The organism is Flavobacterium sp. WC2421 (genome assembly GCF_040822115.1).
Taxonomy (GTDB): domain Bacteria; phylum Bacteroidota; class Bacteroidia; order Flavobacteriales; family Flavobacteriaceae; genus Flavobacterium.
Map to the genome: position 1 here is coordinate 1,146,426 of NZ_CP162004.1, position 11,625 is coordinate 1,158,050.

Here is an 11,625-nt window from a genome sequence, read left to right on the forward strand (position 1 = left end):
ATCAAAAAAGCACTCAATATATTTGAATTTTTTAAAAGTACTTTAGTCATTAATTTGGCTTTTTGTGTTCTGCCAGTTCTTTACTTGGGGTTTTTTGCTTTCAAGTATACTTTTTTAACGGTTGGTTTTGCGGTTAGTTTATTAGCCAAGGAAATCAATACTAAAAACGAATATTTGTTTTATTACAACAATAATATTTCTAAAACAGAACTTTGGTTGTATGCTTGGTGTTGTAATTTTGTAGCTCTCATTTTTCTAAGTCTTACTATTAATTTTATCAGTTTACTATTTTGAAAAAACATGTACTTGAAATAGACAGCGTTCAGAAAAGGTTTGATAATAAATCCATTCTGTCGGATGTGTATTTAAAATGTGAAACGAATGATATCATCGGTTTATTAGGTCGAAATGGCTCTGGGAAATCTACATTACTGAAAATTATTTTCGGAATTGAGATTGCCGATTTCAAGTTTGTCCGAATTGATGGCGTCGTGAAAGATAAAACCAATGATTTGTTCCAGCAAATTAGTTACCTCTCTCAAGATAATTTTATTCCAAATCATTTTACCGTTAACAAAGCAATTGCACTAACATTAGAAAAAAGCAAAATAAATGCCTTTAATGATGATGAAATAATTAAGACTTTCAAGGATAAAAAAATTAATCATCTTTCTGGAGGAGAGTTGCGCTATCTCGAAATTAAACTGATTCTTAACAATACTTCTCAGTTTGTTCTTTTAGACGAGCCTTATAACGGTTTGTCACCATTAATGATTGAAAAAGTCAATCTTTTGTTACAAGAACATTCAACAAAGAAAGGAATTGTTATTACAGATCATAATTATGAAAATGTAATTGCTATTTCTACTAAATTGATATTGATGAAAGAAGGAAAAGCCCATCATCTAACCAATAAAAATGAATTGATTGAAAAAGGATATTTAAGAACTGGAAATTTCTAAATTTTCTTAAAAAATTGTAATAAAACGCCTGTCAGTTCTTCTTGGTTTTCAATATGTGACATGTGTCCGTCAGGAAAAGTAATTAATTCTACATTGGTATTTTCAACTTGAACTTTGGTTTCTTCGTAGTCTAAAACAGGATCTTTTTCGCCTAAAATCAACATTTTTGGATAAGGAGTAAGATGCAGTAAAACTTCTCGGTCTTTGCGTATTTTCATGCCTTCTAGTGAAGCAACAATAGCTTGAAGCGGTGTTTTTAAAGCTTCTTTTTTTACAATTTCAATTTGGTCATTTAATCGCTCTCGATTGTTTTCACTGAATAAATTGGTTATCGCCATGCTTACAAATCCTTTGTAGCTTTGTTTAACAGCCTTAATTGCTCGATCTCGATTTGTTTTTCGTTCATCACTATCTGCTTTTGCAGTTGAATTCAGTAAAACTAAACCTTTTACGGCATCAGGATGCATTTCGGCGAAAGCTAGAGCAACATAACCGCCCATAGAATGCCCAACGAAAATCGCTTTACGAATGCGCAACTCTGCCAAGACCGCATGAACAGCATCTGCATTGTCTTCCATGCTTTGCACATAACCCAAACATTCTGTTTCGCCATGACCCAATAAGTCAATCGTGATTACTCGATTTTTTTTAGTAAAAGGGGCGATGAGGTTGTTCCACATTTTTTGATTTTCTAAGAAACCATGTAGGAAAACTATTGCGGTTCCTTTTCCGGTATCCGAGTAGGCAATACTTGTATTTTTGAATTGTATGTGATTCACTTTTTACTTTCGTTTTTGAGCAGCTGCAAAATTAGTAATTTAATTATGTTTAAATCCTATAAGTTTTCAGGATAGTAGGGGGAAGATGGTTTTTTAAACGATATAAAGTATAGAAGTTCATGTAAGTTTTTAGTTTCTAATTCTAACAACTGTCGTTATTTTGTCATTTAGACGGAGGAGAAATCACATAATAGGAGAAACTAGTGAGATGGCTCCTACGTCTGTATGACATGTTTGAGGAATAGTGTTAGTTGTTAAAATCGATTATCACCATCCAATAGATTTCCTAAACCGCCTAGTAAGCTTCCTTCGTCACGGCTGTTTCCACCTGCTTTGGGTGCGGAGGCTATGATTCTATCGGCTAGTCGGCTGAAGGGTAATGATTGTACATAAACAGTTCCAGGACCTCGAAGTGTGGCGTAAAATAACCCTTCTCCTCCAAAAATGGAATTCTTGATGCCGCCTATGAACTCGATATCGTAATCGACATCTTTGGTGAATCCTACAATACAACCGGTGTCAACTTTAAGTACTTCGCCTGCTTTTAATTCTTTTTTGGCTAGCGTTCCTCCTGAATGTACAAATGCCATTCCGTCTCCTTCGATTTTTTGCATGATGAAACCTTCTCCACCAAAAAGGCCGCGACCTATTTTTTTAGAAAATTCGATACCAACAGAAACACCTTTAGCAGCGCATAAAAACGAACTTTTTTGGCAGATGAATTTTCCTTGAAATTCGGTTAGATCAATTGGGAGGATTTTACCTGGGTATGGTGATGCAAAAGAGACTTTTCCTTTTCCGTGATGCTGATTGATAAAGGCTGTCATGAACATGCTTTCGCCTGTTAAGACTCTTTTTCCTGCACTTAAAAGCTTGTCAAAAATCCCTGATTGTTGATGTGATCCGTCGCCAAAAATGGTTTGCATCTGAATGTTATTGTCCATCATCATGAAACTGCCTGCCTCGGCAATGACAATTTCTTGTGGATCTAGTTCGATTTCTACATACTGCATTTCTTCCCCGAAAATCTGGTAATCTATTTCGTGTGCTGTCATAATTTTGATTGTATTGATTTTTAAAAGATGATTTATGTGTATGAACCATTAAGGAATTAAGGTTCATTGTATTTTATTCTTTTTATAAGACGTAAATGGAGTGATAAAGTTACATTTTTTGGTGATTTTAGAATTCTTGTTTTGGAAAATTTAACGTTGTTGTAATGCGCAAGGGATGGCAGCGGATAGCCCACAGTCCCGTTTTTTAGGGACGAGGACTAGAAGTGTACAGCCCGACCCTGCCGGAGTTTACGGAGGCGGGATGCGCCCAAGAAAAATGTTTAATCGTTTATTTGTTTAATGGTTGTTTGTTTATTTGGGCTTTGAATATAAAAAAACGGCTCACATTGCTGTGAACCGTCTTTTTTTTCTCTTGATTCTATTTTCTTACGAATGCATCAAACTTTCTATTTCGTCTGCCTCGATAGGAATGTTGCGCATTAAATTGAACGGCTCTCCTTTTTCTTGAATGACAACATCGTCCTCAAGACGGATTCCAAAACCTTCGGCTGGGATATAAATTCCAGGCTCTACCGTGAAAACCATATTGGCTTGCATAGGTTCAGTCAAGATTCCGTAATCATGCGTGTCTAGACCCATGTGGTGGGAAGTTCCGTGCATGAAATATTTTTTATAGGCAGGCCATTCTGGGTTTTCATTTTGCACATCGGCTTTATCTATTAAACCCAAACCTAATAATTCTGAAGTCATTAATTTACCCACTTCAACATGGTATTGTTTCCACATTGTTCCTGGAACAAGCATTTTTGTCGCTTCGTTTTTAACGTTTAATACGGCATTGTAAACTGCTTTTTGTCGGTCAGAGAATTTCCCTGATACAGGAATCGTACGTGTCATATCACTAGAATAATTTGCATATTCAGCTCCTACGTCTAGTAATATTAAATCACCCGCTTTACATTGTTGGTTGTTTTCGATATAATGTAACACATTTGCATTATTTCCTGAACCAATGATTGGCGTGTACGCAAAACCTTTGGAACGATTGTAGAGGAATTCATGAATAAATTCGGCTTCAATTTCGTATTCCATTACATTTGGTTTCACAAAAGAAAGGATGCGTCTAAATCCTTTTTCGGTGATGTCACATGCTTTTTGAATAAGGTCTAGTTCTTCACTTTCTTTCACTGAACGGATGCGTTGCAGGATAGGATTGCTTTTAGCAACAGTGTGTGCAGGATATTTTTCTTTCCACCATTTTACAAAACGGGCCTCACGAGTTTCAGTTTCTACTGTCGCTCTATAGTGCTCGTTTGTATTGATATAAATCGTATCAGAATGTGTCATTAATTCGAATAAAACTTTCTCGAATTCTTGTAACCAGTACACAGTTTTGATTCCAGAAACAGATAACGCGCGTTCTTTGGTTAGTTTCTCCCCTTCCCAAACGGCGATATGTTCGTTCGTCTCTTTTAAGAATAATATTTCTCTTTGATGCTCATAAGGAGCATCTGGAAAAAGTAATAAGATGCTTTCTTCTTGGTCAACGCCACTTAAATAAAAAATATCACGGTGTTGCGCAAATGGCATGGTGCTATCGGCACTTATAGGATAGATGTCATTTGAGTTGAAAACAGCAACACTTTTAGGCTTCATTTGAGCCATGAATTTGGCGCGATTTTTTATAAATAAGTCACGGTCAATTTGATGGTATTTCATAACGATCTTGTTTTTTACTTTTATTTATTCAAAAATACTAAGTTTAAATTGTTTCTAGTTATGAATTCGATAATTTTAAGTAAAAAACAACAAAAAACGCATTGGCTTAAAAAGAGTCTTTTTAAACCAATGCGTTTTGCAATTGAATTAGTAAGTTGTTTTATTTAAACTGTGCCGTTTCTGTTGAGTCTTTCATCGCTGTTGTTGAAGATCTTCCAGTGGTAACGGTATTTTGTACGGCATCAAAATAGGATGTCCCTACAAAGCCTTGGTGTTTAACCGCTTTAAATCCGTGTTTTTGCAACGCAAATTCACGCTCTTGTAATTCAGAATATCCTGCCATTCCTCTTTCTTTATAGGCTTTTGACAATTCAAACATACTGGTGTTTAAAGCATGAAATCCTGCCAAAGTGATGAATTGAAATTTGTATCCCATTGCAGCAAGGTCTTCTCTAAAGGTTTCCATCTCTGCAACGGAAAGTTTTGCAGCCCAGTTGAATGAAGGCGAACAGTTGTAGGCTAACATTTTGCCTGGGAATTCTTTGTGAATGGCATCGGCAAATTGTTTTGCATAAGCTAAATCTGGGTTGCTCGTTTCCATCCAAATCAAATCAGCGTAAGGCGCATAACTTAACCCTCTATCAATTCCTTGTTGTACACCACAGTTTACATGGAAAAAACCTTCGGATGTTTTTTCACCTGTAATAAATTTTGCATCTCTTGGATCAATGTCGCTTGTTAATAGATTTGCCGCATCCGCATCAGTACGTGCTACAATTAATGTTGGTGTTCCCATAACATCCGTCGCTAAACGTGCAGCAACCAATTTGTTAATAGCCTCTTGGGTTGGAACTAATACTTTTCCGCCTAAATGACCGCATTTTTTAGCTGAACTTAATTGATCTTCAAAGTGAACTCCTGCAGCTCCCGATTCAATCATGGATTTCATTAATTCGAATGCATTTAGGTTTCCACCAAAACCTGCTTCGGCATCCGCTACAATTGGTACTAAATAATCTTTTTTATTTTCTTCTCCGTTTACAACCTGGATTTGGTCTGCACGTAATAGTGCATTGTTGATTCTTTTTACTACTAGCGGAACGCTATTAGCGGGATATAAAGATTGGTCAGGGTACATTTCACCGGCAACATTAGCATCAGCAGCTACTTGCCATCCGCTCAAATAAATAGCTTCTAATCCAGCTTCTACTTCTTGAATGGCTTGATTTCCAGTTAAGGCACCTAATCCGGCTACAAAATCTTGAGCGTTTAGTTTTTTCCATAATTTCTCAGCACCCATTCTTGCAATACTGTGTTCTATTTTATAAGAACCTTGCAAGTTGATTACTTCTTCAGCTGTGTATGGGCGCTCAATGCCTTTCCACCTTGGGTTAGTGATCCAATCCGTAACTAATGCTTGAATTCTTTCTTCTCTAGTTTTCATAATTTCTTTTTTTTTGGTATTTTTTTTGGTTTGTTTATAAGTATTTGTAGCCTGGAATAGTTAGGAAGTCAATAAAATTTGGATTTACAACGAGCACATCTAACAATTGTTCGGCTAGTTTATATTCTCCATTTTCGTGGCTGTCTTCTCCAACTAGTTTTTTAATTTTTTCATATTCTTCCATAGCTAAACGATGGTAATAATTGTTGGTCAGTTTTTTGTTATTGTCCAAAGTGACTCCGTTTTGTAGCCACTGCCATAGTTGTGATCTTGAAATCTCGGCTGTTGCTGCGTCTTCCATCAAATGATGAATAGCGGCGGCACCTTGACCATGAAGCCAAGAAGCGATGTACAGAATAGAAACATTGATGTTTTTTCGAATGCCTTCTTCTGTAACGATTCCTTTTGGCACTTCTAATAAATCACTCTCTGTAATGTGTAAATCGGTTCTTTTTACGTGAATCTGATTTTTTGTTGGCATTTCTCTGTCGAATACTTCCATGGCAAGCGGAATCAAATCTGGATGTGCTACCCATGTGCCATCATGCCCGTTTTTAACTTCTCTTTCTTTGTCGGCAATTACTTTATTGAAAGCAGTTGTGTTTGCTTCTGGATTGTTTTTTATCGGAATCTGCGCGGCCATTCCGCCAATTGCATGAATGTTTCTTTTGTGGCAACGCTGAATTACCAGTTGCGAATACGCGCTCATAAACGGTGAGGTCATGGTTACTTGGTCTCTATTTGGAACAATATAAGCGGGGTTATTTCTTAGTTTTTTGATGTACGAAAAGATATAATCCCAACGTCCGCAATTCAATCCTACGATATGTTCTTTTAATTCGAATATGATTTCGTCAAGCTGAAAACTCGCTGTTATCGTTTCTACCAAGACCGTCACTTTGATCGTTCCTCTTTGCATACCTAGATAATCCTCGGTAAAATCAATTACTTCATTCCACCAGCGTGCTTCAAGATAATGTTCCAGTTTTGGAATGTAATAGTAAGGTGCTGAACCGTCTTTTAGCAATTGTTTGAAATTGTGAAAAGCATATAATCCAAAGTCAACGAGTGAGCCCGATGTTTCTTGATCTTCAATTAAAATGTGTTTTTCTTGCAAATGCAAACCTCTTGGGCGGACCAGTAAAACGGCAGTCGTATCATTCAGTTGGTATTTTTTATTTTTTGAAACATCTTCCAGAACGATGGTTTTGTTTACAGCATCTATTAGATTTTGTTGTCCTAGCATTAGATTACTCCAAGTAGGCGAGGTGCTGTCTTCAAAATCGGCCATAAATGTTTTTGCACCGCTATTCAAAGCGTTAATAACCATTTTTCTATCGACTGGACCAGTAATTTCGACTCTACGGTCTAATAAATCGTCTGGTGTGGGAGCGGCTAGCCATTCATTTTCACGAATGTTTTTTGTTTCCAATGGAAAAGTTGGCAAGGCGCCTGCATCAAATAATAGTTGTTGTTTTTTGCGATCTTCTAATAATGCAATTCTTCGATTGTTGAATTGATGATGCAAATTAGTTAGATACTCCATCGCATCTTCAGTTAATACATCTGGGAATTGTTGATTGGCATTAGCCTTAATTCGCAATGTTTTTTCAATTGTGTGGGTTGATTGTTTCATGGTTAATATGTTTTACATGACAATGTTACGAAAAGTTTTTTACAAAACAAGCGAACGTACGCTAAAAATGTAAAAAACTTTTTTTTGCTGTTTTTATTTTTTAGCGTATATTTGAAATATGAACATGGAAAAGGATTACATCAAGTTAATTTTTGGGTTGAAACTCAAGCAAGCACGCACGAATAAGAATTTGTCTCTATTTGGTTTAGCCAAAATCACCGAGCTCTCTAAATCGTATTTGAATGAAATAGAGAAGGGGAAAAAATATCCCAAGACCGATAAGATTATTCTACTAGCTGAAAAGCTCGAGGTTTCTTACGATCATATGGTGTCTTTGAAATTGGATAATAATTTGGCTCCTATTGGTGAGATTTTAAAATCGGGAATTTTAAAAGAGATACCGCTTGACATCTTCGGAATCCAAGAAAATGATTTGATTGATATTATTGCAAATGCTCCAGCCAAAGTCAATGCGTTTATAAGTACGATTATTGAGATCGCGCAACACTACAATTTAAGTAGGGAAAGTTTTTTCTTGGCCGCCTTGAGATCTTATCAAGAAGCGCACAATAATTATTTTGAAGATTTAGAACAAAAGGTTTTGGATTTTTCCAAAGCGTTTCACATTGATATGAACAACAAAATTTCGTTAGATGAATTAACGGCAATTTTGAAAGAAGAATACGGCTATACGATTCAGGAACTTGTTTTTTCGGAGCAAGAAGAGTTGGGGGATTTGCGTTCGATTTATGTTCCCAAAAGCAAAACTTTATTGCTGTCACTTGAGATTGATGAACAGCAAAAAGCGTTTATTTTGGCAAAAGAAATTGCCTATAATTATTTAGAAATTCAAGATCGTTTGTATACGTTTAGTTGGATAAAGTTCGATAATTTTGATCAGGTTTTGAATAATTTTTATGCCTCTTATTTTGCAGGCGCATTGTTGATTCCAAGAAAAAAACTTATAGGGGAGCTCAATATTTTTCTGTCTAAGAGTAATCCAACATCACAAGAAATGATTGATTTGATGGGGCAATTTAATGTGTCGCCAGAATCTTTTTATCAAAGGTTAACAAACATTCTACCAAAGGATTTTCAGTTAAAAAACTTATTTTTCCTGCGTCTTTCTCATAAAATAGGAGCGGATACCTATCAGATAAAAAAAGAATTGCATATTACCAATCAGCAAGAGCCTCATGCTAATGAAATGAATGAGCATTATTGCCGAAGATGGATTTCTGTAAAAACAATTGAAGCGGCTATTGCCGAAAAAAAGAGTCATTATTTTGGAGCTCAAATTTCCCGTTATGACAATAGTAGTAATGAGTATTTGGTTTTTTCATCAGCTACCGATGATCCGTTTAAGAAAGATTGTTTAAGAAGTATATCGGTTGGGATTTTAATAAGTCCTGCGATGAAAAAGAAATTCAAGTTTATCGATAATGAAAGTATTAAAAGACAAATTGTTGGTGTTACTTGTGAAACTTGTGCGGTTAAAAACTGCGAAGAACGCGCGTCACCCCCCATTCAATTAGAGCAAAAAAAGCGGAATGAAAATACCGACTTAATTGTACAGCAGTATATGGCTAAATTTAGTTAGTCAAAAATATTTTAATTAAAAAACCTCGATTGTAAACTAGTTGCAATCGAGGTTTTCCGTTGTACTAATCTACCCATTTGTAATAACGAGCACCAAGAAGATTTGGAATTTTTTTTTCTATTCGGTCTAAAACCCATTCATTTTTTGGTTCTTGAATACTAGCACTTTGTTCTTTTTTATGTAGTTTTTCATAAGTGTCAAAGTTTATTTCGTGACTCTGTGCTAACGTTTCAAAAAGCTTGCAATTTGCAATAGCGACTGTCCATTCTTGTTGAATTGTTCCTTCAAAAACTTTTGATTTTGAGCCACTACCATAAGCTAGGAAGCCAAATTTAGCACCATTTATTTCCTTCTCAGTATCCTGAAAATGTGCCAAAGTAGAAAGTAATCCCATAAAAATAGATCCTGTGTATAAGTTTCCAATTAATGACGAAGCCCGTTCAGCAGGTAGTAGTTTTTGGTTTACAAAATTCTTGTATTCCTCGGATTTGCTGGTTTCTTTTAGTTTGTTTTGGTACTCTTGAGCGTCTTCGTTTCCAGTGATCGTTTTGTTTTTAGCGTCTAAGGTGTAAATTTCAGATAACATGCGGCGTCCTTGAAAAGCATACGGTAAATGCATGATAATACTTTTCCATGAATTGTAAATAGGATCCTCCGTTTGTTTTAATTTTTTGAAAGAAAAATAAGCGTCACGAGTCCGATCCATATAACATTGATTCGAATATTGTCCATCAAAAACAGGTTGCTCTTTGTGAATTTCTATTTCGGATTCTAGGTTATCAAACCAAGGTTCATTGGAGTTATTTCTGGTAATAGCTTCTTTAGAAATGGTTCTGTAGGGTTTAAAGAAGTCAAAAACGCCTTTGGTACTTGTTGCCCAGTTATTCTCAAAAGAAATAATTCTTGGATTCGACGCTATCAAAATCGCAACTGCTCCAGCGCCTTGGGTGTATTCTCCAGTAGAATTCAAATCGTATTTAGCCAAATCTGTAGTGACAACTATGGCTTTCTTTGTTGGATTTAGTTTTACAAAATCAATGCAGTTGTGCATCGCGTCTACGCCACCAATACAGGCAAAAGTAAAGTCAACTACATCACATTGAGATAAAGTATTTTCTCCAAATTTTTGTTCCATCAATGCTATCAAGAAAGAACTGATGGGTTTTGAGCTATCAATACTGCTTTCGGTACCTATATATATACGGGCAATTTCATTCAAGTTGATGTTGTTGTCTTGAATTAATTTAGTTAAGGCATTAGCTCCAAAAACTACAGTATCTTGATGAACATCTGCTAAAGTCATTTTCAATAATCCGAGGCCTTTTTCTAGTTTTTCGGGTTCAATATTTCGGGCTTTCGCCAAAGTGGTAATGGGTAAATGTATCTTGGCAACATCAAAAGATATGCTATCAATTCCTACTTTCATTTTGATTTTTTTTAACTTGTAAAGTTAAAATCACGCAGGCAGAATGCAATTTTTTAAATGCACAAAATGCCTCTTTTTTGTGTTTTTATTAATTTAAAAGGAAAGGGCGGCTAAAATTATATGATTGATAATTATAACTCTTTATGGAGGGCCATTATTATTTATTTTACAAAACCATATTTAAGACTTTTTTGTCATTTGTTTAACTAACTTACCGTTGTATAAAGGGTTAGCGCTTATTTTTTAGGAATTCAATAGTTTTTTGGCTAAAACACTTTAAAATCATTATAAATAACAACGAAAAGGTTGTAGTTCAAGTCTATTTGCTTTATTTTTGTCCTATTTTTCAAAACAAACTTATTCAAAACTTATGGCACAATCTGCATTATTGAAGTCGTCAATAGCTAAAAAAGTGGCTATGGCGCTTTCAGGACTTTTTCTGATGTTGTTTCTAGCACAGCACTTCTTTATCAACATGACTTCGGTGTTTAGTCCCGACGTATTTAATTCTATATCTCATTTTATGGGGAATAATCCCTTGGTTCAATTTGTAATTCAACCCATCTTAATTGTAGGTGTTGTTTTTCATTTTATTATGGGATTTGTTTTAGATTTTAAAAATAGAAGCGCAAGACCAATCGCTTATGCAAAAAACAACGGAGCTGCAAATTCTACTTGGGCATCAAGAAATATGATTATTTCTGGTTCAGTAATTTTGGCGTTTTTAGGATTACATTTTTATGATTTCTGGGTTCCAGAAATGGTTTATAAATATGTAGCTTTTAATCCACTAGATGACACTAGATATTTTCATGAATTAGCAGAGAAGTTTGAAAGCCCAGTTCGTACCGCTTTGTACTGTATTTCATTTGTACTGTTGTCTTTACACTTACAACATGGTTTCAGTTCTTCTTTTCAGTCGATAGGACAAAACAACAAATACACAAAAGGAATGAAAAATTTCGGATTAGGATTTGCTTATGTAGTTCCTTTCGGATTTATTTTAGTTGCTTTATTTCATCATTTCAATCATTAATATTAAA

At 35.3% G+C, this 11,625-nt stretch carries 9 protein-coding genes; 3 read left to right on the forward strand and 6 right to left on the reverse strand.

What is annotated here, in order from left to right; all coding sequences use genetic code 11:
- Positions 1 to 290: 290 nt before the first annotated feature.
- Positions 291 to 962: an ATP-binding cassette domain-containing protein gene (locus AB3G33_RS04825; protein WP_367773034.1), complete on the forward strand. Its 672-nt coding sequence runs from the start codon at positions 291 to 293 to the stop codon at positions 960 to 962.
- Here the strand turns inward: AB3G33_RS04825 and AB3G33_RS04830 are convergent.
- From AB3G33_RS04830 to aceB, 5 genes are all read right to left on the reverse strand, one after another.
- Positions 959 to 1,741: an alpha/beta fold hydrolase gene (locus AB3G33_RS04830; protein WP_367773036.1), complete on the reverse strand. Its 783-nt coding sequence runs from the start codon at positions 1,739 to 1,741 to the stop codon at positions 959 to 961. The two genes, AB3G33_RS04825 and AB3G33_RS04830, sit on opposite strands and share 4 nt — an antisense overlap.
- A gap of 254 nt (positions 1,742 to 1,995) precedes the next feature.
- On the reverse strand, positions 1,996 to 2,796 hold the full coding sequence (locus AB3G33_RS04835; protein ID WP_367773038.1) for a TIGR00266 family protein: 801 nt from the start codon (positions 2,794 to 2,796) through the stop codon (positions 1,996 to 1,998).
- A gap of 387 nt (positions 2,797 to 3,183) precedes the next feature.
- On the reverse strand, positions 3,184 to 4,476 hold the full coding sequence (locus AB3G33_RS04840) for an aminopeptidase P family protein (protein ID WP_367773039.1): 1,293 nt from the start codon (positions 4,474 to 4,476) through the stop codon (positions 3,184 to 3,186).
- Positions 4,477 to 4,636: 160 nt separating this feature from the next.
- Entirely contained in the window at positions 4,637 to 5,923 is a 1,287-nt protein-coding gene (gene aceA, locus AB3G33_RS04845) for an isocitrate lyase (RefSeq protein WP_367774090.1), read from the reverse strand.
- A gap of 31 nt (positions 5,924 to 5,954) precedes the next feature.
- Positions 5,955 to 7,556 carry a malate synthase A gene (aceB, locus tag AB3G33_RS04850; protein ID WP_367773041.1) on the reverse strand — a complete coding sequence of 534 codons (1,602 nt, stop codon included), beginning with the start codon at positions 7,554 to 7,556 and terminating at the stop codon, positions 5,955 to 5,957.
- A gap of 118 nt (positions 7,557 to 7,674) precedes the next feature.
- Between aceB and AB3G33_RS04855 the strand changes: the two genes are divergently transcribed.
- A complete protein-coding gene (locus AB3G33_RS04855; RefSeq protein ID WP_367756575.1) occupies positions 7,675 to 9,156 on the forward strand; it encodes a helix-turn-helix domain-containing protein in 1,482 nt (493 codons plus the stop codon).
- Positions 9,157 to 9,220: 64 nt separating this feature from the next.
- Here the strand turns inward: AB3G33_RS04855 and AB3G33_RS04860 are convergent, their stop codons facing one another.
- Positions 9,221 to 10,582 (reverse strand): hydroxymethylglutaryl-CoA synthase family protein, encoded by a 1,362-nt coding sequence (locus AB3G33_RS04860; RefSeq protein ID WP_367773042.1) that lies wholly within the window; start codon positions 10,580 to 10,582, stop codon positions 9,221 to 9,223.
- Positions 10,583 to 10,952: 370 nt separating this feature from the next.
- Between AB3G33_RS04860 and AB3G33_RS04865 the strand changes: the two genes are divergently transcribed.
- Positions 10,953 to 11,618 carry a succinate dehydrogenase cytochrome b subunit gene (locus tag AB3G33_RS04865; RefSeq protein ID WP_367773045.1) on the forward strand — a complete coding sequence of 222 codons (666 nt, stop codon included), beginning with the start codon at positions 10,953 to 10,955 and terminating at the stop codon, positions 11,616 to 11,618.
- The last annotated feature ends 7 nt before the right edge of the window (positions 11,619 to 11,625 follow it).

What these genes read in the sequence shown, in the direction of transcription:
- aceB (WP_367773041.1), bottom strand. Translation starts at nt 7,556, where the DNA reads ATGAAACAATCAACCCACACAATTGAAAAAACATTGCGAATTAAGGCT.
- AB3G33_RS04855 (WP_367756575.1), top strand. Translation starts at nt 7,675, where the DNA reads ATGAACATGGAAAAGGATTACATCAAGTTAATTTTTGGGTTGAAACTC.
- AB3G33_RS04835 (WP_367773038.1), bottom strand. Translation starts at nt 2,796, where the DNA reads ATGACAGCACACGAAATAGATTACCAGATTTTCGGGGAAGAAATGCAG.
- AB3G33_RS04860 (WP_367773042.1), bottom strand. Translation starts at nt 10,582, where the DNA reads ATGAAAGTAGGAATTGATAGCATATCTTTTGATGTTGCCAAGATACAT.
- AB3G33_RS04840 (WP_367773039.1), bottom strand. Translation starts at nt 4,476, where the DNA reads ATGAAATACCATCAAATTGACCGTGACTTATTTATAAAAAATCGCGCC.
- AB3G33_RS04865 (WP_367773045.1), top strand. Translation starts at nt 10,953, where the DNA reads ATGGCACAATCTGCATTATTGAAGTCGTCAATAGCTAAAAAAGTGGCT.